General features: G+C 42.9%; 18 protein-coding genes and 1 pseudogene. 10 read left to right on the forward strand and 9 right to left on the reverse strand.

Features of this window, described 5'->3' with window-relative positions:
- The first annotated feature begins 551 nt into the window (after nt 1–551).
- The 4 genes and pseudogenes from glgX (at nt 552) to OCV11_RS24755 (ending at nt 5722) form a co-directional block, all read left to right on the forward strand.
- The gene (gene glgX, locus OCV11_RS24745) at nt 552–2546 is read left to right on the forward strand and encodes a glycogen debranching protein GlgX (RefSeq protein ID WP_261897106.1); all 1995 of its coding nucleotides are present in this window, start codon (nt 552–554) and stop codon (nt 2544–2546) included.
- Nucleotides 2547–2994: 448 nt separating this feature from the next.
- Nucleotides 2995–3957 carry a glycosyltransferase family 2 protein gene (locus OCV11_RS24750; protein WP_261897107.1) on the forward strand — a complete coding sequence of 321 codons (963 nt, stop codon included), beginning with the start codon at nt 2995–2997 and terminating at the stop codon, nt 3955–3957.
- Nucleotides 3958–3988: 31 nt separating this feature from the next.
- Nucleotides 3989–4312 (forward strand): annotated as a pseudogene (locus tag OCV11_RS25110) (GtrA family protein); the annotation flags it as partial.
- Nucleotides 4313–4366: 54 nt separating this feature from the next.
- Nucleotides 4367–5722, forward strand: a complete 1356-nt coding sequence (locus tag OCV11_RS24755; protein WP_261897108.1) for a GtrA family protein — start codon at nt 4367–4369, stop codon at nt 5720–5722.
- A gap of 77 nt (nt 5723–5799) precedes the next feature.
- Here the strand turns inward: OCV11_RS24755 and OCV11_RS24760 are convergent, their stop codons facing one another.
- From OCV11_RS24760 to OCV11_RS24770, 3 genes are all read right to left on the reverse strand, one after another.
- Nucleotides 5800–6501, reverse strand: coding sequence for a 3'-5' exonuclease (locus tag OCV11_RS24760; protein WP_261897109.1), 702 nt, complete (start codon nt 6499–6501; stop codon nt 5800–5802).
- 5 nt (nt 6502–6506) lie between these two features.
- Nucleotides 6507–8363, reverse strand: coding sequence for a putative nucleotidyltransferase substrate binding domain-containing protein (locus tag OCV11_RS24765; protein ID WP_261897110.1), 1857 nt, complete (start codon nt 8361–8363; stop codon nt 6507–6509).
- 75 nt (nt 8364–8438) lie between these two features.
- A complete protein-coding gene (locus OCV11_RS24770) occupies nt 8439–10070 on the reverse strand; it encodes a sodium/sugar symporter (RefSeq protein ID WP_261897111.1) in 1632 nt (543 codons plus the stop codon).
- Nucleotides 10071–10994: 924 nt separating this feature from the next.
- Here OCV11_RS24770 and OCV11_RS24775 point away from each other — a divergent pair.
- Nucleotides 10995–11780: a DUF5718 family protein gene (locus tag OCV11_RS24775; RefSeq protein ID WP_261897112.1), complete on the forward strand. Its 786-nt coding sequence runs from the start codon at nt 10995–10997 to the stop codon at nt 11778–11780.
- Nucleotides 11781–12020: 240 nt separating this feature from the next.
- Nucleotides 12021–12722 (forward strand): DUF445 domain-containing protein, encoded by a 702-nt coding sequence (locus tag OCV11_RS24780; protein WP_261897113.1) that lies wholly within the window; start codon nt 12021–12023, stop codon nt 12720–12722.
- 145 nt (nt 12723–12867) lie between these two features.
- Here OCV11_RS24780 and OCV11_RS24785 read toward each other — a convergent pair whose 3' ends face one another.
- On the reverse strand, nt 12868–13488 hold the full coding sequence (locus OCV11_RS24785; RefSeq protein ID WP_261897114.1) for a phosphatase PAP2 family protein: 621 nt from the start codon (nt 13486–13488) through the stop codon (nt 12868–12870).
- Nucleotides 13489–13923: 435 nt separating this feature from the next.
- On the opposite strand from OCV11_RS24785, the gene OCV11_RS24790 reads away from it, so the two are divergent.
- Nucleotides 13924–14754, forward strand: a complete 831-nt coding sequence (locus OCV11_RS24790; RefSeq protein ID WP_261897115.1) for an HDOD domain-containing protein — start codon at nt 13924–13926, stop codon at nt 14752–14754.
- Between the two features lie 120 nt (nt 14755–14874).
- On the opposite strand, the gene OCV11_RS24795 is transcribed toward OCV11_RS24790, so the two are convergent.
- The 4 genes from OCV11_RS24795 to OCV11_RS24810 all read right to left on the reverse strand — a co-directional run bounded on the left by OCV11_RS24795 (nt 14875) and on the right by OCV11_RS24810 (nt 19709).
- Nucleotides 14875–15711, reverse strand: a complete 837-nt coding sequence (locus tag OCV11_RS24795; RefSeq protein ID WP_261897116.1) for an arginase — start codon at nt 15709–15711, stop codon at nt 14875–14877.
- A gap of 21 nt (nt 15712–15732) precedes the next feature.
- A complete protein-coding gene (locus OCV11_RS24800; protein ID WP_261897117.1) occupies nt 15733–16467 on the reverse strand; it encodes an IclR family transcriptional regulator in 735 nt (244 codons plus the stop codon).
- 277 nt (nt 16468–16744) lie between these two features.
- On the reverse strand, nt 16745–18631 hold the full coding sequence (locus OCV11_RS24805) for a methyl-accepting chemotaxis protein (protein WP_261897118.1): 1887 nt from the start codon (nt 18629–18631) through the stop codon (nt 16745–16747).
- A gap of 256 nt (nt 18632–18887) precedes the next feature.
- Nucleotides 18888–19709: a hypothetical protein gene (locus OCV11_RS24810; protein ID WP_261897119.1), complete on the reverse strand. Its 822-nt coding sequence runs from the start codon at nt 19707–19709 to the stop codon at nt 18888–18890.
- Between the two features lie 345 nt (nt 19710–20054).
- Between OCV11_RS24810 and OCV11_RS24815 the strand changes: the two genes are divergently transcribed.
- On the forward strand, nt 20055–20699 hold the full coding sequence (locus OCV11_RS24815; RefSeq protein ID WP_261897120.1) for a DUF2057 family protein: 645 nt from the start codon (nt 20055–20057) through the stop codon (nt 20697–20699).
- Between the two features lie 71 nt (nt 20700–20770).
- On the opposite strand, the gene OCV11_RS24820 is transcribed toward OCV11_RS24815, so the two are convergent.
- A complete protein-coding gene (locus tag OCV11_RS24820) occupies nt 20771–22156 on the reverse strand; it encodes an SLC13 family permease (RefSeq protein WP_261897121.1) in 1386 nt (461 codons plus the stop codon).
- Between the two features lie 545 nt (nt 22157–22701).
- Between OCV11_RS24820 and OCV11_RS24825 the strand changes: the two genes are divergently transcribed.
- A complete protein-coding gene (locus tag OCV11_RS24825; RefSeq protein ID WP_261897122.1) occupies nt 22702–23658 on the forward strand; it encodes an AEC family transporter in 957 nt (318 codons plus the stop codon).
- 454 nt (nt 23659–24112) lie between these two features.
- A complete protein-coding gene (locus tag OCV11_RS24830; RefSeq protein ID WP_261897123.1) occupies nt 24113–25495 on the forward strand; it encodes an amino acid permease in 1383 nt (460 codons plus the stop codon).
- The last annotated feature ends 6 nt before the right edge of the window (nt 25496–25501 follow it).

Raw genomic sequence — 25501 nt, forward strand, 5'->3', positions numbered from 1 at the left:
GGTTATGGTAAAAAAAATCCGTAACAAACTATTTTTTGTCACTCTCCGATTCACTTTTACCATTTTAAGTATCAATAGATTGCAAATGAATTGGGTCCATCGCATTCATAAACGGTCGCTCCACTATTCCAGCCTAGTAAACCAAGCATCTAAGGTAAAATTCACCTTAATCATTACGGACACTATGTTATCGATGTTTCATTGTTGAGAAAACATCAATTTGATCGGTAGAAACACCTTCGGCTATTTATTCGTGTCCCATGCTAAAAAGATGGATAAACGAGGATAGACAAAATCTCTCTGTGATTAGGCTATATTAGTTTCATATTTATTATAGAACTCACTGTGCATTCGTCATTGGCTCGCATCATCAATAATGAGATTTATAGCCGCTTCATTACGATAAAACTGCCATTGTGCTAGGCCAAACAATCTATTGCTCGCATGTCATTTTTTAGACAACGAGCTTGACCTATTAAAAACAAAGCCTTTTACTAGAAGTGACAGTTGGCGTTAGTGACAAACACGGAATAACAACATCGAATAAGCGTATGAATGATATGGTTTCTCGTCCTTACCCTCTGGGTGCGACTCTCTCTAAAACCGGGTGCAACTTTTCGATTTACGCTCCAGCGAACCCCAAGATTCAGTTGGTGTTATTTAATGAAGATGACAGTTACCGCACCGTTGAACTCAAGCATCATTATGCTGGGGTCGTACATACTTTTGTCCCTGAAATTCGTGCGGGCCAACGTTACGGCTACCTGATCAAGCATAATGAAGAGTCGCACTACATCGCTGATCCCTATGCAAAATCGCTATCAGGCCCATTGAGTTACCATCCCCCTTTTGATTCAAAGCAAAGCTTCTCACTCCCCAAATGTGTGGTGATTGATGAACAAGAATTTGATTGGGAAGGCGTTCAAAAGCCTTATCGTCCACTTGATGAAATGGTGTTGTTTGAAACCCATGTCAAAGGCGCGACCAAACTGCACCCTGATGTTGCCCCAAAAGATCAAGGCACCTATCTGGGACTGATTAGCGAGGCAATGCTCACCTTCTATAAAGATGAGCAGATCAATACCTTGCAATTGCTACCAATCGCCGCCTGCATGCACGAACCTCATTTGCTAGAAATGAACAAAGTGAATTATTGGGGTTATAACCCATATGTATTTATGGCTCCCGATCCCCGATACGCTCATCATGATGCGGTTAACGAGTTAAAAACCGTGATTCGCGAGTTACATCGAGCGGGTATCGAGGTAATTCTGGATGTGGTTTATAACCACACGGCAGAAGGGGGAGAAAATGGTCCAATTTTCAATCTCAAAGCGTTAGACCCCAATTACTACCTGATTCATGGGACTCACTTTGCCAACTTCACGGGTTGCGGTAATACTGTCAACCTGTCATCGCAGTCATCACTCAACTTGGTTATGGATACCCTACGTTACTGGGTACAAGCCTATCACATTGATGGTTTTCGTTTTGACCTAGCGGCAACCTTAGGTCGTAATGGGGATAACTTCAGTCGCGATGCCGCTTTCTTTAAAGCGGTCGCTCAAGATCCTATTTTAAAACAGGTTAAACTCATTGCCGAACCTTGGGATATTGGTCCTAACGGTTATCAGGTTGGGAATTTTCCGTTTGGCTGGAATGAAACCAACGATAAATTGCGCGATATTGCCCGTAGCTTTTGGCGTGGAGACAGTGGTTATTTGAAAGAGCTGGCAACACGTCTGATGGGATCTCGCGATCTCTATAGCGCCGCGAATTGGCCATTTAAATTAACCGTCAACTACATCACTTATCATGACGGTTTCACGTTGCAAGACTTGGTGTCTTATAAGCACAAACATAACGAAGCTAATGGTGAGCAGAACCGTGACGGTCATGGCGATAACCGCTCGGAGAACTACGGTGAAGAGGGAGAAACCTTTAACGTCACGATCAAGAGCAAGCGTGAACGACAAAAACGCAACCTGTTAGCCACTCTGCTCTTTTCATTCGGGATTCCGCATGTCCTGTTTGCTGACATTTTGTCACACTCGCAGCAAGGGAATAACAACGCCTACTGCCAAGATAACGATATCAGTTGGATCAACTGGGAAGAGACCCTAGCTAAAAATGCGTTTCGACGTTGGTTAAGTAAACTCATTCAAGCCAGACAAACCTACATGGTGCCTTTTATTCGCGCATTCAGTGGCGAAAGACGTAACCACAACCGCGTTTTTTGGCGCCGAGTTGATGGCGAGATGATGCAACAAGAGGACTGGAACCGACTCTCAAGTGTGGCACTGCATTTAGGTATTGGTGAACATGGTGAGGAACTGCTTTATCTCATTAACCAAACCCGTGCACCAGCTCGGTTTAGCTTGCCAAGCGATCGCAATCAACGTTGGCAGCTGCTGTGCGATACCAACGATATGCATAATCATCTGAGTAAAGATATTGAAAAAGAGCGGATGCAATTACCCGTTTCTATGTCAATTCTCTATTTTAACCCTAAAGCTGAAACGAAAGACGGTTCACACAAAGCATAGAGAGTAAAACACCATTTATATGGCGACTTAGCACAAACTCGGAAATTCAAGCTAAGTCGCTGTTATGGATGAAATAACACGCACCATAACAGGCCGAAAAAGTGACCTGGTTACCCTACCTATCTATTCATTTCTGATTATCTCAATTCAATAATCAACAAGTTACATAAAAAACAAACCGACAGCTAAGTTGTGGCAGATTATTTACATAACGCTGTTTTTCCCCTGATATTAAATTGCTCAAATAGGCTGGTAGTTTCTGGCTGAATGAATAAATATTTCTTTATTGTTTGTATAAATAATTCGCAACAAGCTTTGACAACAAATAGACAATCGTCAACCAGAAAGTGAAAAATAACAGGTATAACTCTTTGTTTTTACTGTTCAAAAGCTTGTTTAGCAAGTTATTATTTAGCATCCCGATTGGGAAATGATGTAGGTAACGAATATGCAAAAAACGGTTTCAGTCGTCATCCCTTGCTACAACGAAAGTGAAGTGATTGACTACACAGTAGAAGAACTCCTTAATGTCACTAACAGTATCGAAGGATATCAGTTCGAGCTGATTTTCGTGAACGATGGCAGCGCGGATGATACAGAAGCAAAGCTTCTTAACTACAGCAAACAACATGAAATTGTGCGCTTAATTTCATTTTCCCGAAATTTCGGTCACCAGCCAGCCGTCAGTGCGGGTATTGAAGCAGCCACCGGTGATGCCGTAGTGCTTATCGATGCCGACCTACAAGATCCACCCCACTTAATCAAAGACATGATTGAACTGTGGGAAAAAGGCTACGACGTTGTTTATGGTACTCGTGAGAACCGTGAAGGCGAATCGCGCTTTAAACTGGCATCAGCAAAATGGTTCTACCGTATCCTGAACTATTTATCAGAGGTTTCGATTCCTCTCGATACTGGCGACTTCCGTTTAATGGACCGCCAAGTGGTCAACCAACTTAATGCGATGCCAGAGAAAAACCGCTTTATTCGCGGCATGGTGAGCTGGATTGGTTTCAATCAAACGTCAATCCGTTATCAGCGTAATGCTCGTTTCGCAGGTGAAACCAAATACCCTCTGCGTAAAATGCTGAAATTTGGCTTAGACGGAATTCTCTCGTTCTCAGTTAAGCCATTGAAGCTCTCGATCATTATGGGATTTATCTCTTCTGGTATTGCTCTGTTGATGTTGCTTTATACCGTCTACGTGCGTTTAGCCACAGACCATTGGCAATCTGGTTGGGCATCTATGCTGGTGGCAATGCTCTTTATTGGTGGCGTGCAGTTAATTTCAATCGGTATTTTGGGAGAGTACATAGCCCGAATTTACAATGAGTCGAAAAACCGTCCACTGTATATTGTGAAGAAAAACTTAGGGCAGAAAAACGATGATGAAACGTCTCGCTCAAGTTAATCAATTCATCTGTACCAACTTGCAAGAAAAAATGAGATTTCTTATTGTCGGCGGTTTTAATACCGCCGTCTCTTACCTCTCTTTTGTTGCAATATATCAACAGTTGCATAATTATCTTCTCGCATCTGTCTTGGCATACTGCATCGGCGTTTTATGCAGTTTCTTACTCAACCGAGGATTCGTCTTTAATAGCAAGCGTAAGTCGGGACAATTTTTACCGTTTTTATTGGTGAATTTGTCTTCACTAGGCGCAAGTACTCTCACCTTATACTTATTGGTGACAGGGCTACATTTGAACGCTTATATTGGACAATTCTTCAGCATATTTGTGTCAATGATTATGAATTATCTAGGCTATCAACGAATATTCAAAAAGGGTTTCAACCTAAGCAGTCTATTTGGCTTAGCAATGGATGAAAACCGTTCGATCAACGCTTTTAGTGTGTTACGTGCGGTGGTGATGCTCCTTTGCATCGCAGTCACAGCACATAATATGTATATCTCTGTTTTAGTTAACATTGCTCATGACGCCTTGCCTTATATGGCGAGTTACACCGGTAAATTCACCTCTGAAGGTCGCTGGATTAACTTTGCGTTATTTGAATTCAGTCGTGATCTAAACGCACAGCTTGCCAACACCTTGTGTTACCTATTCATCGGTATGTTTGGCTACAACGTGTCTATGGCACTGAAAAAGGATAAGTGGCTGGCACTGTTCTTTGCGATGACCGTGATGAACGTTCCTTACTTCACTATGCTGTTCAAATGGCCAATGACGTTGCTACCAGGCTGTTTCATGCTGGCAGTGTTCAGTTACTACCGTGAACGCATTTCTATTCCTAAAATGCTGTTGCTTTCTGGCGTATTACTTTTCGCCACTTACCCAGCATTCTACTTTGTTATGCCACTGATTTACCTAGCAGATATACGTAAAGGCACCTACAAAGAGCTATTGGTCTTCATGCTTTGGTGGGCTGCAGGCTACGTATTAGGTTATGCCGTCGGTAATGGTTTGGTGTATCTCTACACTTGGCTGATTGAAGGCAATGCGCACTTTATGCAAATGGCAACATGGCGTAAAGAGAGCCCATTACATGATGTGGCTTCACTGTGGGCAAACATTGATAAAAGCGCTGGCGATTTTACGCGTAACGCCAACTATATTGCTGAACTTAGTGCGTGGTTCTACCTACCAGCATTAGGTATTGCGCTAATCACATTCAAAGAAAACATTAAATATTACCTAGTGCTCCTTGCCGTTATTATCTCTATCTATGCCAGTGTGGTGGTCTTGGGTGTACACGTTCCGTTGCGCTCTGGCATTACGCTCCCACTGGGTATCATGATGGTGATCTATTTGGTGAAAACACCGTGGCTACGCTATGTGAATATCATCCTACTGATGATTCCACTGGCATTCCAAACCCACAGTTACAACACCAAATACAACGCAACACGCACCTTTATGGCAGAGGTGATTGCGGGCAATGATGCTCATGACTATATCGATGCGAAAGGCCAATACGACCACATTGTGGCAACCGTCGATAAGAAGAAAATGAGTGACTGGCTGTACAAAAAAACCGGCTCAAAAACTTTCGATAACTTGGCGAATTTGGAATATCACATGATCCGTCCATACTTCTACAAGTTAGGCTGGCCTGATTCAGCCATTACGGTGAACTACAAACAGCAGGAAACACCGATTGAAGGTAAAACGGATGTGACGATTAAAGATCGAACCTTATATCTCGACTTTAACTAATCGCCCCCAACGTAACGAAAAAAGAGCATTGATATCAATGCTCTTTTTTATTGTCTATCCATTCACTACACCCAGAATTAAGGCTGAGAAAACTTTAACACCGCCTCTACTGGCGCTTTTTCTTGTGCAAAAAGCCCATGTAATTGAGCAAGATAAAGCTCCGCAGTTCCAACCGCATCCACCAATGCATGGTGAGCCATGTATTCGGGCAATCCGTAACGCTTTCTGACCGCCGCTAAACGAAAATCGGGACGGTCTTTACGCAGAGCTTGCCGCTTCTGCTCAATCTTTAACGTATCTACCCAGAGTATAGGCAAACGCTCTATCCCATAATGGCGGAGTAAATAGTGCTGGATAAAGGACTTCTCTATGACACATCCATGAGCCACCACCACCTTGCCTTGCATCGCTAGGAGCAGTTCACTAAAAGCCAAAGCCATATCAACACCTTGCTGACTAAGTCTTTCTGGCAATAAATGGTGTACCTTGGCTGCTTCAGGATTGACCTTATGATGATTGGCAATCAACAGGTGCTGCGCAGTTTTAAGCTGCACCTGACCATGGCGAATCGCCACCCAGCCCATACTGAGAACTTGATCGACCTGACTATCAAATCCTGAGGTTTCAAAATCGAGAACCAAGGTGTCACAGAGGCGAATATCTTGGTCTCGTTCTGGCAATGGCAAATCAAAAAAAGGCGTCAATAACGGATCGGTTACCGTCTGTGACCGTAACATTTCGAGTTGGCGATATTCATCCGGTTTAAACCAATGCCACATGAGTTCTAGCTCCCAAACTTCATTTTTATTGCGTCTTGAAACCCTGAAATAATACGAAATGCATCTTTAAGATGTTGGCGATCAAAACTACTAAAATGGTCAGGCATCAGATAGTTACTAATGGCCTCCCCTTTACGTAGACATTCCAAGTGATGTCGATAACGCAGTTGGTTAACAAAGTGATAAGTACCAATAAGATCCTGATAGGAGTGTTCGTTGACGACTCCTTTTTCCCAAGCATCGTGAAAACGCTCCTCGGTATTAAGGCTAGCAGCACCTTCGTGCAACGCATAAATGCGTGCCAAATCAACTAAGCAATTCACCGCTGCTTTTTTGATATTGAGCCGCTTTTCATTTTTACCATCTTTTTCAAGGACCAAATTATTGAAAATCCCCAAAGGTGGACGAGTACGTAATGTGTTACGAACTAACGCTGCCATCAGTTTCACGTTGCCGTTAACCTGCTCTAAGCGAAAATCATCTAGCTGACGAAACAGCTTTTCGCTGCCTGAGACACGGCGAATATCCAAAAATACCGTCAAATTAAGCAGCAAATCGTATTCAGGGTTCGAAGCCCATTTACGATAGTACTGTTGCCATACATGTTGCGTTTGACACCATTTCGGTGTTGCCGCCATAAAACGACCGGAACAAATAGCATAACCACATTCATCTAAGGCTTTACAAACGTACATCGCAAAATGGCTGAAATAGACTCGATCACTCTCACTGGCACTGTCATCCAGTAATAGCGCGTTATCTTGGTCAGACCCTAAATGAACCTCTTCACGAGCATGAGAGCCAGCGGCAAGCCACACATACTCACACGGTGCTTTACCCAATGCTTGCTCAGCAAAATGAATGATCTGACGGGTAAACGCGTCATAAATCATGCTAAGTACTCGCCCAATCAATTTTGCCGGTAGATTGGCATGAGCCATCGCTTCAAACACTGCTTGACGCTCAAGCGCCAAAGGCACCAATTCGTCCACGGATTCCGCTCGACTGATCTTCTCAATTAAAAAGATCGCTTGAACGCTGTGCTGCAATACCAATTGTTGCGGGGTAATTAGACCAACGACTTGATGCTTCTCATTCACCACCGGTAGGTTTTGGATGTTGTTTTGCATCATGATCCCCACCGCAGTCAGGACCAGCTCATCTTGACGCACTGTCCACGGTTGATGGGTCATCACCTTAGTAATCGGGAGCGAGACGTCCACCGCTTCCGCGACAACGCGTTTGGTCATGTCTTTGTCGGTGATCATGCCGAGTAACTGATCGTCCTCGACAATCACTGCACAAGTACAATTGAGTTGATGACGCATTAAATGAGCGACTTGCTGAATCGTCATTTGCGGTGTGGCTATCGCAATTTTCGAGCTAGCAACTTTTGCAATCGGTTCAAAAAATAGCCCTTTATCTGTTTGATTCCATTGCACATGTAAGCTCGACTGCATACGCATATTGGCATTTAAAGCGAGCTGTTCCGTAACTTCTGGATACTCGGCGACATCCTTGAGCAAAGAGGCATAGTCCAAACGGTACAAGAGGGTGTTTTGCAGCGCTATGGTTTGGTAAGCCGGCGTCTCATCTTCCGTGTTTAAGCTAAAACCAAACAGGTCATTTTCACCAAGGCGAGAACGCAATCCACCATCGGGGAATCGCTGTTCCACAGAACCGGTTCGAACAATGTATAAGTGACGTTGATGTGAATCGTCGTTGGGTAACTTATCTCCTTTACCTAAATAGAGAATATCGATATCGCTGGCGATGTTTTCCAGGATCTCATGGGAAAGCTGTTGAAAAGGCGATAAGTTTTGTAGAAACACTACAATATTGGGTAACAACGTGGATTCCATCCCGCAGTTCCTCCGCTAAAAATAGAAAAGCCCCAATAGTGTATATTGGGGCTTGGTCGAGAAGATAGTGAACGATTACCAGAATAAGGTATACAGCACAGCTAGGATGATCATGATGACATACGACGCTAGGTTAAAGCTGCGTTCGGTATGGAACATCTTCGATGTAAGCGAAATTGCTTTAGCATCATCATCGTTTTCAGATGTACTTAGGCTAGTAAATGCAATCACAACCATAGTCATAAGCAAGGTGTACAACATTTGGTCCATAAACGGCATGTGCAGTGGCATCAATTTCAAGAACAGCGCAAATGGAATGGATGCGATAACACCGATGATGGCGCCTTTACTGGTGGTTTTCTTCCAGAATAGACCCAACATGAATACCGCCAAGATACCAGGGCTAACTAGACCGGTATACTCTTGAATGTATTGGAATGCTTGACCGATGTTGCCTAGCAGTGGCGCAACTAAACAGGCGATAACAAGAGCAACAATAGCCGTTACACGACCGACGTTAACCAGTTTGTGGTCACCCGCTTTCGGAGCAATAAACTCTTTGTAGATGTCCATGGTAAAGATGGTCGCAGTAGAGTTCAGCATAGAAGCCAAAGATGAAACAATAGCCGCTGCCAATGCCGCGAATACCACCCCTTTCACACCAACAGGTAGGAATTGAGTTAACCAAGGATAGGCTTTATCTGCATGAGCAAGGCTTGGCATGTTTTGCAGTGCTGCATCACCAAGAGAAGCCATAAGAGCAGGATCAGAGGTAATCACGAATGCAGCGATACCAGGCAACACAACCAAGAATGGCACGATCAATTTTAGATACGCCGCAAACATAATCCCTTTTTGTGCTTCAGGAACCGACTTAGCCGCCAACGTACGTTGAATGATGTATTGGTTAAAGCCCCAGTAATACAAGTTAGCGACCCAAAGACCACCGATAAGAACCGCGATACCAGGTAAGTTAGCAAATTGCGGGTTGCTTTGATCCAAGATCATTTCAAAGTGACCAGGAGCCGCTTCAATCATCTTATCTAAACCTGCGAACCAACCGTCGGTACCACCAATGAAGTTCACCGCCATGTAAGTGGTTAATAGCCCGCCAAGTACCAAGAAGAAGACTTGAATAACGTCGGTCCAAACCACAGCTGATAGGCCGCCATAAATAGAGTAAATCAGCGCAAATAGAGCCAAACCAATGATGGAGTACATCAAAGGAATACCCAAAATGGTTTCTAGCGCTAAGCCACCTAGATACAGAACAGACGTTAAGTTAACGAATACGTACAAAGCGATCCAGAACACGGCTAAGATGGTCTTTAGCTGTTTGTTGAAACGTTTTTCTACGAACTCAGGAATGGTGTAAATGCCTTTGTCGATAAACACTGGTAAAAAGTATTTACCCACGATAACTAAGGTAAGCGCCGACATCCATTCATAAGAGGCGATAGCCAGTCCGATTGAGAAACCGGAACCGGACATACCGATAAACTGTTCAGCAGAGATGTTAGCAGCAATTAGCGAGGCACCGACTGCCCACCAAGGCAGTGATTTGCCCGCAAGGAAATAATCTTCAGTACTTTTTTGAGAGCCTTTTTTATCGCGAGAAACCCAGAGGCCAACCCCGATAATGATTGCGACATAAATGGCGAATACCAAGATGTCGATAAATCCCAAACCATGTTCTATGTTCGACATTATTTTGGTCCTATTGTTATTAGTGTAATAGTCATGAGGTAACGGCAGGGATTGTAAACGTTTCCAAACCAACAAAATGTAACATCAGTCACAACAATGAAAAGGCTATTTCACCACACAACATCTAAATTAACTTATTGTTTTATATTAATTTTAATTAAAAACCATAAATTTCCAATTCCGAAAAAAGTGACATAAGTCACTTTAGTAACTTATCTGTAACCCAAGCTATTCTTCAGCTATGACAAAATCATTGTAAACGCTTACACAGGTTTATTTTTACATAATGCTACAGCACATCAAACACCCTTATTGATAAAAACAATCAATTGCATATTAAAGAGCAACAATTAAAGTTCGACTCATTTAAATAAACAATATTGATTCATCACTCCCAAAACGAGTGCGTGATTAATGTTTATTGATACCTGATTTCTATTTTCATAAATTCAGTGTCAATACCATATTCTCAAATAATGAAAATAGAAGTAAAATAGCGAAAAGTTACAGGAGCTGAATAATATTTATACAGCCGAATAAACAACGATATATTTCGGTATTATTCAGGAATTCGATACAAGTTAGTCAGAACAAGATAAAAGTGCGATCTATCTATGTTTTTATAGTAGAACAATAGTGTAATCTTCTAACTCCGTCCTCTAGCTGCACTTTAAACCAGTGTTTTTAGCCTAATCTCTCTCCAAAATAGAATAAAATCCATAAAATTCATAAAGCACGTTTTAACCACGTCATAATGTGATAATGTACGCACTTATTTTATTGTCACTACAATAAAAACTTAAACAAATTATGTTAGTTTAAATTTATTAAAACCAAGACAAAATCATGCCTATATCGCGGATAAAAATAATCCTCGAACGCAGAGAATTTTGTTGTTATTAAGATCTAGTTTTAGGAGTTATTTTGAGTTCTATTACAATTGGAGTCATTGGTAATTACTTTGGCCACCTTTCCAGTGCGGAAAATGTTCACGAATCTGAAGTACCAAGCGGTATCTTCGTTATCGATCACAACAAAAGCTCATTAACTAACGGTAGCAACACTTTCTACCCAGCCCAAGGTAGCAAAGTTGATATCGAGCCTGAGTTCGTTATTCAGTACACCATTCAGTACCAAGATAACCAAGTTGTTAAAGTGATTCCTCATCGTATCACTGTAGGTAACGATGTAACGATTCGTAGCCTTGAAGGCGCAACCAAAATCAGTACTCGTAAGTCTTGGGGCGAAAACTCTAAAGGTATTCACCCAACATGGTGGGAACTGGATGAGCTAGAAAGCCTAAATACGCTAAGCCTAGTGTCTTACATCGAGCGTGATGGTAAGCAACACATGGCGACTCAACCATTGAAAATTGACCAAATGAAACTGTTTGGTGATGCCCTATCAACGTGGATGGTAGAAGCGATCAATGGTCAACAAGAACACGGTATGTTTGACCAAATCCTACCGGTACTTGCTAAACACGGCTATCCAGAAGAGTTGATTCTTTACACTGGCGCGCCAAACTACACCGATTGGGGTCAAGAGAACTTTCTACAACCAGGTGATGTAATGCACATCATCGGTTATAAGACTGACAACTTTAATGATGAGCAAATCGATCTGCTATTCAAAGAGAATAAGTTGAAAGGTCTGGATAACGTTCTTTGTCTAACTCAAAAAATGGTTGAGCCAGAGTTAGTTTACTAAGCAGAACATCCAATACGATCGATGATGCTTTGGCCTTCGTCGTCCTGTGCCAAACTCATCGATCGTTCCTAATCAAAGCCGCGTTCATTCGCGGCTTTTTCTTATCATGAGTTTCATCACCACATCATAACAACACTCATTGCTCTTAGAGAGAAAACCATATTGAGAATCCCTTTTCCCAACGGTCATTTTTTCATAAAATCCAAAGCATTAATTTATTCATCCTCAAAAGAATCGACAATGAACAAAAGTTTAATGACCAATGTGATTTCACTAGTGCTACTGGGTGCTGGCTATTACACCCATAATTCGTTATGTCTTTACGCGGGTCTGTTCGCCTTTTCTGGCGCAATTACCAACTGGCTAGCGATTCACATGCTGTTTGAGAAAGTACCTGGCCTTTATGGTTCAGGTGTTATACCAGCACGTTTTGAAGCGTTTAAAGCAGCAATCAAGACCTTGATGATGGAACAGTTCTTCACTGTTGAAAATATTCAACGCTTCCTGAATAAGGAAGGTGCAGATAAGAAATTGGATTTGGAACCGATTATCACCAGTGTCGACTTTAACCCAACCTTTGATTCTCTAGTTGATGTGATCAGTCAATCTTCATTTGGTGGCATGTTAGCTATGTTTGGTGGCACTGATGCTTTACAACCGTTAAAGCAGCCTTTTGTGGAAAAAATGCAAGCGTCAATGCGTGACATTAGCCAAAGCGAATCCGTTAAAAACGCGTTAAAAGAGCAACTCAGTTCTTCATCAATGCAAGATTCAATTCAAGAGAATATTGAAAGTATTATTGAACAGCGCCTTAACGAATTAACCCCTCAATTGGTTAAAGAGATGGTGCAAAAAATGATTCGCGAACACTTAGGTTGGCTCGTTGTTTGGGGCGGTGTATTTGGTGGCTTAATCGGTGTGGTATCGAGCTTAATTGCTTAAGTTGATGCCAATCAAGAAGCCTGTATGCTATTCATCAGAACATCAAAGCGACTTAGCAATACCAAAGTAAAAATACCAAAGCAGAAGGGAGCGTTTATCGCTCCCTTCTGTTTTATCTAATTAGGATATTTATGTTTATTCAGTCCTATGACTGAATGCGCAGCATGCGCCAAATCGGCTGCAATTTGGGATGTTCAACGGGGTAATGTTTGGGAACACACCAATAGATAAAGGCAACTAAGGCAATTGCGCCAAAGAGGTCTTCCGGGCGGTGCATCCCCAGCCATAATCGGGAATACGCAACAAGCAATCCCCAGATCAAAAGCAGGTCCGCACTCACATAACGCTTTTGCTCAAGTAATAAGGAGCCAAAAAAGACCAAACAGATGGCAACAAACACAGTGTGACCCGACGGAAATGAATAGTTCATTTCCCCTTGCCAATTCATGATACGCCAAGATGAGACTTTCTTTTCCATTCGCTCAAGCGCCAGTTCTTTTTGCGCCTCATCAAGTTTATAAAAGTGACTAGGCTCTGGGAGCACCAACGCTTGTGTCATGGCGTAAGTGAATGGCCGCGGGCTGTGCGTCAGTTGTTTAATGCCCGTTTTTAACACCAAGGCCAAAAGTAACAGGACGCCCAATTGCAGCATAAAATTGATGCGTTCTAACGGGGTATAGCGCGAACGCCAAAATGACCAGATGAGAAATACGATTAATGTTCCTATACCACCCACACCCGCGGCCGTATGCGAAACATAGGTCATTGTCGCCCCAAGCCAATCGGGTACAGATCCCATTAAGTTAATCGGAAACAAAAAATACGAGATCGGGGCTAGCAAGGCTGCAAAAAAGCCAAGTATTAAAAAACCGTAATTGCTTCTTTTTCCTCGCCAGTGTAGTGACATAAGACTTCTCCCCATAGACAAGGGCAGCATTGTAAAACGCCTGCCAATGGTTTTTTATCAACTATGTGTAAAATCCCTGTCATATTCAGCAAATCCTCTATACATCACCAATAGTCACTAATCCCTTTTAGTTAGTCCTTGCAATTCGTCATCAATGTAAATGGTGGTCTTTGACCATTTATGGGTATTTAGCAATCAAGATCAGCGAATTATCACCTGATTATCTTTTCTATTTTGTCAGTTGTTGATTTATTGACCTATATTAAATAAGCCAATAAATGAGGGAGACCACTCATGATCCAAACTCAATTGCTTTCTCGTTTAAACGAGTTACCAAGATTATCGAAGGTACTTCAAGACCTGCTTGATTTAGTCAACAAAGAAGATATTAATTTCAAACATCTTTCGCAAAAGATGGAATTAGAACAAATATTGAGTGCTCGTCTTCTGCGGATGGCCAACTCTGCCTATTTCGGTGGACAACGAGATGTGCACACCGTTTCTGATGCATTGATCCGAGTCGGTATGGAATCGGTACGAACGCTAGTGGTTGCCTCGGTACTGTCAAATACCTTCTCAGATATTGAGACATTGGATCTGGATGAATATTGGACAAATACTTTCGAAACCGCCCTCATCACCAAAAAAATCGCCGATCAAATTGGGTTAGATTCCAGTGAAGCCTTTACGACTGGCGTGCTGCATGACATCGGTGAACTCATGATCCACTCTTTACTGCCCGAACAAGCTAAAGTCATTTCTGAACGGGTCAAAGCGGGAGAAAATCCATTGCTGGTGCAAGAGCAGGTGTTAGGCGTATCCTCACCACGCCTTGGAGCCATGCTGGCAAAGAGTTGGAAATTCCCTGAGGAGATGGTGGATGCCATCGGTCATTTTGATGACCCGATCCAAGCAAAAATAGCGCCTAAGCTCGCTTACGCCTTACATCTTTCACGCGATATTCATCGCTACTGGGATGAAATGAGTGATGAGAAACAAAGAGTCATCTTTATCGCTGACCATCCTGACAGCAAAATTCTGAAACTATCAGCAGCGTTTCAAGAGAAAGTTGATGCGATCAGAGGTAGCGGAAAAGTTCTTGCCCAACAGATGGTTGCTGCATAATCGTTTGTTGCTTACTAGAAAGAAAAAACTCCCTCAAATTGAGGGAGTTTATTTTTGCATTGCCCCGTTTAACAATACAAACTACTTAACGGTTTCCGCCCACTCAGCCACAAACATGGCTTATGCAACGTGCATCACTTCAGCGGACAAATGACCTAATTCATCAATGATCTCTTTGGTTTGGCGAGAATAGATCAACTTATCTTTCGCCCCCACCAATTGAATCATTTTCAGTTTACCTGAGTTAACCGCTTGAATAATGGTACGAATCACCATCTGGTTATCTAAGGTTTTATTCTCGCTAATGCCATTACTTGGAACTAAAGAGGCTAGATCCACAGTCAGAACGACTTGGTTACAATGGTCAAGATAATTACTTAATTGGCTTTTAAGTTGGCTACGATATCCAAAACCACTTTCATCGGCAGTTAACCAGTCGCACCCCAAATCTTCCGCATATTCAAAACTATGGCTCGGCTCGTGTTCTGAATCTATTCCGATACAAAACAATTGGGTATTTGAATAACGAGATAATACGAAATGGTAGGCTGAACCTAACTGCGGATCTAATGTCTGTTTCAATTGAAAGCTATTGCCTATATGGATAAATCCTAAAGTTCCCTCTTCCGCAGAGAGCACAGGCATAGCCTCCAATAACAATTCATGACAGTTGGCCAGTACAACAGGCACCGAACTCATCGCCATGTGTCGAGATAAGATTTCTTGGTAACGGTAATCCGCATCATCACGAAGAATGATATGACCAGCATCTGAATATTGTGGGTTGGCTTGTTGTTGATACAACCAATCCGACGCAAACTCTAAGCTCTGCTGCGCAATTTCAAACTCCACCAGCGACATAGGTTTAATACGTTCACATACGGTTAAAAACGTAAATGGTGAGACGTGAGAAACTGGATGACGATTCAAGCGGTAGCGTTTGAACAAACTTAACATGATGACATTACCCTTACTGAATTACCTTTCTGGTGGCAACGCTCGCGCGGCCTGCAACACATGTAAAATGATCCGTTGCTTATGTGTTTCAACGCGATGGGCTGGAGCCATCACGGAAATCGCACCGATCAACTTACTCCCTTTCATTACCGGAGCGCTGATACCAGACACGCCGGGGTCGATTTCAGATGTACTCACGGCATAACCGTGACGACGTATCTTGTCTAACTCAGTTTGCCACTTCTCCATATGGCTATCTTCGCCAAAATAACGAAGAATTTTTTCACAACGCTGAGCGGGCATATACGCCAACATCACTTTAGAAGAGGCGCCACGAAGCAATGGTTGACTTTGCCCCTGGACGAAGCTGCAACGAAGCGCCTGCATACTTTCTTTTTGGCTCACACACAGCGCCCGATAACCTACTGGCACCATGTACGCCGCCATCTCACCCGTCTGTTTCTGTAGACGCGTCAATACAGCATCAACTTCGTCTAGACTGTGCTGACTGGTTTCATAACTTCTCATCAGCAACAGAGCAGCAGGGCCAATAATTAACGTTTTATCGTGCGAACTTTCTTCGATTAAGTTCCACTCTTTAAGCAATTTCAGATGTCGGTAAAGGCTGCTTAGTGGCACTTGAAGTTGTTCACTCAGCACTTTTGCCGGCACTGGCTCATCATTAACTGCAACTTGCATCAGCAACTGCAGTGCTTTTTCATTTACTGGATTAGCAGCAGATTTAGATTCTTTCATGTGTCCTTTTTAGCCTTTATTGTTCACCACCTCAAACCGCTATTCTTACATAACGAGAATTTAATTTGAATTAAAGGATTTCATTATCACATAGCGAGAATTAGAACAATATTCTCTCAGATGGCAATATTCATACAAGTTCACTGGTTAGAAAGCCTAACCACAAAAGATGATCATTTAATCACCAGCAAAAATAAAGGCCTCCAGCATTTTTACATCAATGCTGAAGGCCCACTCAAAAGAGAATTTGTTCGGACTGTTATTCGGACTAATGCAATTAAGCCAATTTGAACATGCCCACTTTCTCTTGCAGTTGCTCAGCTTGATGATGTAGCGCTTTAGATTGACCTAAACTGTCTTGCGCTCCAGACACCAATTGATCCGTTACATCCTTGATGGCAGTAATGTTTTGGGTAATTTCACCAGTGACATGAGTCTGCTCTTCAGCCGCGGTCGCAATCTGCGTTGCCATGTCACTAATCTCACTCACTGACGCTTTAATTTGCTCAAGAGACGATGTGGCTTTATCCGCATCGGCTACCGCGTTTTGAGCTAAAGCTTCACTGTTTTCCATGATCTGCACCGCTTCTAAAGTGCTGTCTTGTAACGTAGTAATGGTTGATTTAATCACATCGGTCGAGTTTTGCGTCCGCTGAGATAAAATACGAACCTCATCTGCTACAACGGCAAAACCTCGTCCTTGCTCACCAGCTCGAGCCGCTTCAATCGCCGCATTCAGAGCTAACAGGTTGGTTTGAGCAGCAATTTCTTGAATAGAGGTCAGAACAGCAGAAATTTCTTGGGAATGTTGATTGAGTTCAGAGATCACATTACTTGCGTGCTGCACTTCATTCGCCAATTGATTTATCGACTGACGAGAATTTCCCACCAACTGATAACCTTCAACAGAGCTATTGGTTGACGCTTGAGCCGCTTGAGCAGTTTGCTCCGCGTGAGCCGCAATTTCTTGCGTTGCTGATGCCATTTCGGTCACAGCCGTCGCGACTAAAGTCACCTCTTGCTGCTGTAACCCCAATTCGTCAACCGAGCGATTGGCATTGCGAGAGCCCTCGTTAGCTTGACCTGTCAGTTCATCGGCTTGCTGTCTAATGTGTTGAACAAGCTCCTGTAAACTGGACATAAACTGGTTAAAGTTCTCTGCTAAGTGACCGATTTCATCTTGATGTTCAACGGGAATACGCACGGTTAGATCCCCATTACCATTGGCGATCGCTTGTAGCGCAGCTGACACATTTTTCAATGGGCGGAGCAAGACATTACACAGCATATTGAATAACACTGCACACAGCACCACCACGACCAATGTCGCCGCTATTTGGCCCCAAAGCGCATCAAACAAAGGCGCGACCAAGGAATCACGATCAATAACCACCACACTGGTTAAATCGGTATTGGCAATTTTGCTCGCATACAACAACGTGGACTTACCTTGAATATCAACGAACTCATCATCCTTTTTAGCCACACTATTTTGGATATCCTCAAAGCGAATCCCTAGCTGACTGACACTTTGATTGAGTAATTTGGTATCACGATGAGTAAAGACATTGCCCTTGCTGTTGACGATAAACATATCGCCAACACCAGGCAAAATGACTTGCTTCATGGTGTTGAGGATATCGGTAATTTCCATATCCGCGCCGAGAACCACTTGCTGACCACCAATGGTCATCGCTCTCCCCATGGAAACCACATTTGCCCCAGTAGCGGCAGCCACGCTCGGGTTATCCATATAGACACGATTTGGATTGGCTTTCCCATTGATATACCAGCCCCAGCGACGTGGGTCATTGTTATCAGGTGGCAGGGAAACATGGTTAGCATTGACTTGCGAACCGTCTGGGTAAGCAAGAAATACGTTATCGAAATCTGCCGCTTTTTTGACTTGGATAAGCTGATTAACCATCTGATCGGCTTGAACATCACTCGCTAAAGAGGTCAGTGAACGTTCCTTTGATTTCAACCAATCAGTGACATATTGGTTATATGAGGCGATCGTGCTTTGTACGTTTTGGTCTACCTGCTCATTCAAACGTTGTAACGATGCGCGAAAAGAGAGTGACTCAACAATCACTCCACCTAAGATGATGGCAAACCCCGCAGCCACCGCGAGCTTTGTTCTTAAAGAAATGGCTTTTAACATCTACGTTCCTATTTGGGTCTCTTTGTTATTATGTGAATACCCAAACAATCAACGTTTAGCTCGTATGGCAGAGATAACCGTACAATATCAGTTAGGTATCTACTGCCATTATATTTTTCTGACCGTGAAATAATGCGACTCGACTAACGAAAAATGGCCATCTTTATCATAGAAATCAATAATATTAGCAAAACATGATAAATATCTATCACTGTCTTACTTGCCAACATTGAAGATAGCCTCTCCCCTATCCACGCTATTTACATGAAATCTCAGGGCGGGTGACATTTCGTAATCGCTGCACACTAACGTACGCAGCAATAATGCCCATGCCCAGATAAATAACCCCATAAGCAAAACCAAATTGAGTCAACTCGTGCCCAATACTCGCACCATCGAGCACATTGGAAGGCGCATCAAGTACCACTTCCACATATTGGCTAAACCATGAGGTGCCAACTAACATGGGAGATAACCATTTAATCGCATAAGCCAAAATCAACAGTAGAAGAAGCGGTGCGGTGGAACGTTGCGAGACACATAAAACCAGCAGCCCGGCAGGAACCGTCACCAAGCCAGCAAGGAGTATGCGTTCCACATAGTGCGCTGACAGGTACGCTGTTTGATGAAAAACAGAGATAGCCTGCCAATTTCCCAATAGATCCGCCAATTGCCACAGCAGATAATGCATGACCCAAAGCAGTGGTATGCAAGAAAATGGAATAATAACGAAAGCGAACAGCAGCTTTACTAAATGCAACTCTATGGGTCTTTTATACCCGCCGTAATATGATTTCGTAAGGCGCAGCGTCTTCGCCAAATACAAAAAACTGAGGGAAAGTGACCACATACCAATCGCAGAGATGGCAAGACTTTCAGGCGATAAGCCTTTGCCTAAACTCTCCATATTGAAATCACCGGAATAATTCATCGTCAATGAAAAATTGGTCGCTAACTGACTCTGAGTCATTACAAGGTAAACCATAATGCCTACCGCCACACAAAGCCAAAGCGATAGACTCAATAACCACTTTTGCTTAATACATTCACGATAAAGCAACGGCAACATCGATTTCATACCTTAACAACCTTCTCTATATCTCATCAGTAACCGTAAGATTTTACAGTGTAAATGCCAATTAAGCTCACCACTTTGCTAAAAGTCATTGGTTTATTATCACTATGGAGTCGCTCTCTTGGGTTGGAGTCATAAATGCCAAGTTTGTTCACTCAGCCATGCAACAAAACTGCCCATCGACCAATTCACACCTAATCGTATTAACAATAAAACGTGACAGAGTGTGAATGAAGATGAAGTTTTGATGAATTTGGCGCTAACTTAACATCGCAAGGCTTGCTTTTATCATCAATGATCGGCACTCTTTTGTCCCTATACGCGTATGCGATAAAAAGGATAAAACTAATGAATACAATCAAGACGTTACCATGTATTTTGGCTATGGTATTCGCCGCTTCTGCACAAGCAAAAGTATCAATTGAAGTTCCAAGTAACGTGAATGTTCTAGTCGTGGATGGTGCAAAACCTCACGAATCAGGTAGCTTTCTATCTGCAACGAAAACAATTGAGCTCGAAGACGGTCAACATCAAATCCTTTTCCGCTACCAACCAGTATTTTCTGAAGGCCAAGAACGCTATTCAACCGAAAGCGATCCTATTGTGGCAACCTTCTCTGCGACAAACCAAGCGCTGTCATTCCAGTTGCCTGAGTATCGTGATATCAAAGATGCAGAGAAAAACATTAAAAGCATGCAATGGTCTCTGACGGATAAATCTGGTCAAGCCGTCAGTGTTAAACAAGATAAACTGATTAAAGAAGGCATGCAGATCGGCCGTAACTTCCGTGATGAAATCGATGAATATAACCGCAGTGGTCGCATTGCTTCCGTTGGCGTAGTTCAACCAGCGATTAATTATTCTGGAGCACCAGCGCCTGCTCCAGCCGCTCAACCTGGTGATAGCACTGCCGAAGAGATGCTGCATTTCTGGTACAACAAAGCAGATGCGCAAACTCGTGCTCGTTTCAAAGCTTATTTGAGCAAGAACTAAGGTTCTTTCTCACCTCTAATAAAAAAGCGGAACACCAGTTCCGCTTTTTTGATCTTATTGCTTAGCAGTAATTACCACCACAACATGGCTACTATCGTTAATAGTGCAATACACGCGAAGTTAAGATACAGCCCGACTCTCATCATCTCTTTTTGCTGGATATGACCCGTACCAAACACAATTGCGTTAGGCGGAGTCGCTACTGGCAACATGAAGGCACACGAAGCCGCAACCGCAATCAGCACTGACAGCAATACTGGAGAAACGCCAAATGCTTGCGCTACGGTAGCAAAAACAGGAATCAATAAGGCAGCACTCGCAGTATTACTTGCGAATTCAGTAAGGAATACCACAAACGCAGCAATGATAAGAACGATCCAGAATACGCCTAAGTTGGAGATTAAATTACTCAATTCATGCGCTAAGAAAACACTGGTGCCAGTCTGCTTTAGCACGTTACTCAAACAGATGCCGCCCCCAAACAGGAGCAATACGCCCCAGTCTGCGGTCTTCTCTATGTCTTTCCAATGCACAACTCGCGCAAAACTCACCAGAATAATGGCTACAAGCGCAATGATCGTATCAAATGCTTTAAAACCACCGAGCATCTTGTTGATAGGTGAACTAAAAATCCACATAAACACGATCAAGCAGAAGATAGATAGCGTCACCACCTTACCTTTATCCCACTCAACTGGTTTATGGTTTAGTTCAAAGCTGCCGCTCAGATCTGGCTTGGTCACCCAATACAAAATAGCCATCGCGACTGGCAACATAATGACAGCGACAGGCAAGCCAAATTTCATCCACTCTGTGAATGTTAATCCGACTTCCGCAGCAGCAATAGCATTCGGTGGGCTACCAACCAATGTTGCAATACCGCCAATACTCGCGCTATAGGCAATCCCTAGCAGCACAAATACATAAGTACTGTGTCCTTGCTTGCCATCCACTTTGGCTAAAACACCTAGAACCAAAGGTAGCATCATCGCAGCCGTGGCCGTATTACTGATCCACATAGAGAGCAATGCAGTCACGCCAAACAACATAAATACTGCAGATTTAAGTTTCCCTCTGGCTAAGATAAGCACCTTATCAGCAATGACTTGATCCAACCCTTGTTTGTGCATCGCTGCCGCTAATGCAAAACCACCAAGGAATAGGTAAATGGTTGAATTAGAGAAATTATTCAGTGCCGATTGTGTATCAAACACACCAAATAAAACGGCGATAACAGGGACCAAAATGGCAGTAATCGTGACGTGTAACGCCTCGGTTAGCCATAAAACTGCTATGAAGGCCAAGATACTTAGCCCTAAGACAACCTTAGGTTCAAAGGGTAAAGTGAAGTAAAGCACGGCAAACAGCACCATATCGGCAATAACAATTAAGCTATTGCGGTTAATCAGCCATTCCCGCGTGTTCGTAGGTAGAGGGACACTGTCGTTTCTATTCATTATTATGCTTCCTTGTGAAGATGGCTTTATTGCCTTTATAAGTTCACAGACCGCACTATTTATAGAATAAAAATGACCTTAAGTTTGTTAAGTTTATCAAGATAATAGCATTTATTTAACATCACAATAACCAAAGTAACCAATGAAAACAGCTCAAATATGGATAACAGTAATTTAATTTACCTTTTATTAACCTTTTATAAACCTTTTATAAGCATACTTGTCCATTTTTCAGCTGCTTAATTTATAAACACACTTGACGTCCATTAGTTTTATCTATTTCATTTCAATTAATTATATTTTCAAATGCAATATTTATGTGATTTATCGCCATTTTCGTGCTACAGACGGTATCAACGACATTTTCTTCCTTTTGTTACTGATTTGATCATCGAGATAGCAATTTAGCTATGTTAAAGATTTCGCTTCTATGCAAAAATTGACGCATCATCTTGTTAGCTCTTATCCCAGTAACGTTTTCTGTTTGTTACAACACCATTTAATCACGTCACTGGGCTTGTTCGTCTTTGTTGAAAGGATTCTCCATGCCATCGTTTTTAGACCAATTGGCTTTTTCAGTCTCGATCACCGGTCCAACCTGCCTTATGCTTGCACTAGGCGTCTTTTTTAAGCGTATAGAACTCATCAATGAAAACTTCATTGATGTCGCGTCAAAAGTCGTGTTTCAAGTAACCTTACCCGCTCTACTTTTCTTGAGCATTGTGCAAGCCAATCACGACTTTTCGAACAGCATGTCTTTTGTTATTTTTGGTGTTGTCGCTAACATTATTTTCTTTCTCTTTTCGACATTTACCACCAAGAAGTTTTTCAAAAACGCAGCAGATCAAGGGGTCATCATTCAAGGGGGATTTCGTTCAAATTCCGCGATTGTTGGCTTAGCGTATGTTGCCAATGCTTACGGTAATTCAGGAGTTGCTCTTGCTGCGATTTATGTCGCTGCAACAACGATGCTGTATAACATTCAAGCCGTTATCACTTTAACTCCTAAAGGGAACAACAGTGGCTCTCAACTATTTAAAGTCATGCTTAATACGCTACGCAAGAACCCACTGATCATTTCCATTGTGGCAGGGCTTATCTTTTATGCTCTTTCTATCCCAATCCCCAAAGTCATCTCTGATGCCGGGCATTATTTCGCCAATATGACACTGCCATTGGCACTGCTTTGTACTGGGGGGTCACTGGATCTTAAAGCAATGAACAAAGATAAAGGCCCTACTTGGTTCTCAAGCATGAATAAGCTTATCTTTGCACCGATCTTTATTACTCTTGGTGGCGTTCTTTGCGGATTCAAAGGACAAGAGTTGGGAATCATCTTCTTGATGAGTTCCGCTCCTGCAGCCGCTGCCAGCTATGTGATGGCGCGAGCTATGGGTGGTAACTATACCCTCGCCGCCAATATTATTGCGGTGACCACAGTATTTTCCTTGCTGACATGTACGATAGGTATCTTTGTACTTTCGAGTCTAAATCTGTTCTAATGCGCGTGCGCTGAAAATATACGCCAGTAATGGCGATATTTTCAGCATTTAAACCTACTCGTCATCAAATAATCCTCAAGCATACATTTCGCACCAAACTCCAATATCCCAACCACAATATGCATGCATTACTCTTAATATACATTAGCAATGTATCATTAGAGCAATTTACGCACCAAATAGATCCAAGATAACACCATTTTAGTGCAGAATGTTGTTTTTTCATTCTTCCCTCCATCTAAGATATTTCGCATAATCCCTTCTGGTTAGTCGCCAAACTCTGCAAAATTGCCGAATTTTCATCAAAAATAGAGCAAGTGAGCACGATGGCATATGACTTGCTAACCCATTTTGATAACAGAATGATTCGCATAGAGATTGTTCGTTATATTGCTCCCTCAAGAAACCCAATAACAATATTGAGGGGAATTCACTTTTTAACAGGATCGTAGAAATGCAGGGAAGTGACTCTCATGCTCCACTAAAACGGGGCTTAAAAAACCGTCATATCCAATTGATCGCCCTAGGCGGTGCAATTGGTACTGGCTTATTTTTGGGTATAGCCCAAACCATTCAATCAGCTGGCCCTTCTGTACTTCTTGGATACGCCGTCGCTGGTTTAATTGCTTTCTTTATCATGCGTCAGCTCGGCGAAATGGTCGTTGAAGAGCCTGTTGCAGGCACTTTTAGCCATTTTGCGGGCAAATATTGGCATGATTTCGCAGGTTTCCTATCTGGCTGGAACTACTGGGTACTTTATATTCTTGTCGGTATGGCCGAGCTCACAGCAATCGGTATTTACGTTCAATACTGGTGGCCAGACATTCCAACTTGGGTTTCGGCATTGGTGTTTTTTGTCGTGATTAACGCTATCAACCTCACCAACGTAAAAATGTTTGGCGAGCTTGAATTCTGGTTTTCCATCATTAAAGTGCTCGCCATTGTTGGCATGATTGCCTACGGCGCATACATTCTTGTGTTTGCCGATAGCGATACATCAACCATCGCGAACCTATGGCAAAACGGCGGCTTCTTCCCTCACGGAGTGAGCGGTTTGACGATGGCGATGGCGGCCATCATGTTCTCATTTGGTGGTCTGGAGCTAATTGGTATTACCGCTGCAGAAGCAGAGCACCCAGAGAAAAGTATTCCTCGAGCAACCAATCAAGTGATTTACCGTATTCTGCTGTTTTATATCGGTTCATTGGTCGTGCTTTTGTCTCTTTACCCTTGGCAAAAAGTGGCAGAAGGTGGCAGCCCATTCGTGATGATTTTCCACGCGCTAAACAGCGATTGGGTGGCTAACGTGCTGAACGTGATCATCCTGACCGCAGCGCTATCGGTATACAACAGCTGTGTATATAGTAACAGCCGCATGATGTATGGCCTTGCGAAACAAGGTAACGCCCCCAAAGCCATGCTAAAAGTGAACCGTCGCGGTGTGCCGCTGGCAGCGCTGTTAGTATCCGCCATTTCTACTGGCTTCTGCGTATTGATTAACTACTTTATGCCGGGTGAAGCCTTTGGCTTCCTAATGGCGCTGGTAGTATCCGCTCTGGTTCTTAACTGGATTGTGATCACCATTACTCACATGAAGTTCAAACTAGCCAAAATCAAAGCTCGTGAGAAAACACAATATCCATCATGGGGCTACCCAATCACTAACTGGATTTGTTTGTTCTTCCTAGCTGGCATCCTAGTAATCATGTTTATGATCCCAGGCATGCGCCTATCAGTGTATCTGCTGCCAGTTTGGGTATGTGCAATGGCAATCGCTTACACTGCGAAAACCAAACGTCAGAAAGAAGCTGAGGCGGTATTAGCAGAGCAGCTGTAACCCTAT

The organism is Vibrio porteresiae DSM 19223 (assembly GCF_024347055.1).
In the GTDB taxonomy this organism is placed as follows: domain Bacteria; phylum Pseudomonadota; class Gammaproteobacteria; order Enterobacterales; family Vibrionaceae; genus Vibrio; species Vibrio porteresiae.

Excerpts from the sequence above, each read along its gene's own strand:
- glgX (WP_261897106.1), top strand. The coding sequence starts at position 552 with ATGAATGATATGGTTTCTCGTCCTTACCCTCTGGGTGCGACTCTCTCT.
- OCV11_RS24750 (WP_261897107.1), top strand. The coding sequence starts at position 2,995 with ATGCAAAAAACGGTTTCAGTCGTCATCCCTTGCTACAACGAAAGTGAA.
- OCV11_RS24755 (WP_261897108.1), top strand. The coding sequence starts at position 4,367 with ATGGATGAAAACCGTTCGATCAACGCTTTTAGTGTGTTACGTGCGGTG.
- OCV11_RS24760 (WP_261897109.1), bottom strand. The coding sequence starts at position 6,501 with ATGTGGCATTGGTTTAAACCGGATGAATATCGCCAACTCGAAATGTTA.
- OCV11_RS24765 (WP_261897110.1), bottom strand. The coding sequence starts at position 8,363 with ATGGAATCCACGTTGTTACCCAATATTGTAGTGTTTCTACAAAACTTA.
- OCV11_RS24770 (WP_261897111.1), bottom strand. The coding sequence starts at position 10,070 with ATGTCGAACATAGAACATGGTTTGGGATTTATCGACATCTTGGTATTC.
- OCV11_RS24780 (WP_261897113.1), top strand. The coding sequence starts at position 12,021 with ATGAACAAAAGTTTAATGACCAATGTGATTTCACTAGTGCTACTGGGT.
- OCV11_RS24785 (WP_261897114.1), bottom strand. The coding sequence starts at position 13,488 with ATGACCTATGTTTCGCATACGGCCGCGGGTGTGGGTGGTATAGGAACA.
- OCV11_RS24790 (WP_261897115.1), top strand. The coding sequence starts at position 13,924 with ATGATCCAAACTCAATTGCTTTCTCGTTTAAACGAGTTACCAAGATTA.
- OCV11_RS24795 (WP_261897116.1), bottom strand. The coding sequence starts at position 15,711 with ATGTTAAGTTTGTTCAAACGCTACCGCTTGAATCGTCATCCAGTTTCT.
- OCV11_RS24800 (WP_261897117.1), bottom strand. The coding sequence starts at position 16,467 with ATGAAAGAATCTAAATCTGCTGCTAATCCAGTAAATGAAAAAGCACTG.
- OCV11_RS24805 (WP_261897118.1), bottom strand. The coding sequence starts at position 18,631 with ATGTTAAAAGCCATTTCTTTAAGAACAAAGCTCGCGGTGGCTGCGGGG.
- OCV11_RS24810 (WP_261897119.1), bottom strand. The coding sequence starts at position 19,709 with ATGAAATCGATGTTGCCGTTGCTTTATCGTGAATGTATTAAGCAAAAG.
- OCV11_RS24815 (WP_261897120.1), top strand. The coding sequence starts at position 20,055 with ATGAATACAATCAAGACGTTACCATGTATTTTGGCTATGGTATTCGCC.
- OCV11_RS24820 (WP_261897121.1), bottom strand. The coding sequence starts at position 22,156 with ATGAATAGAAACGACAGTGTCCCTCTACCTACGAACACGCGGGAATGG.
- OCV11_RS24825 (WP_261897122.1), top strand. The coding sequence starts at position 22,702 with ATGCCATCGTTTTTAGACCAATTGGCTTTTTCAGTCTCGATCACCGGT.
- OCV11_RS24830 (WP_261897123.1), top strand. The coding sequence starts at position 24,113 with ATGCAGGGAAGTGACTCTCATGCTCCACTAAAACGGGGCTTAAAAAAC.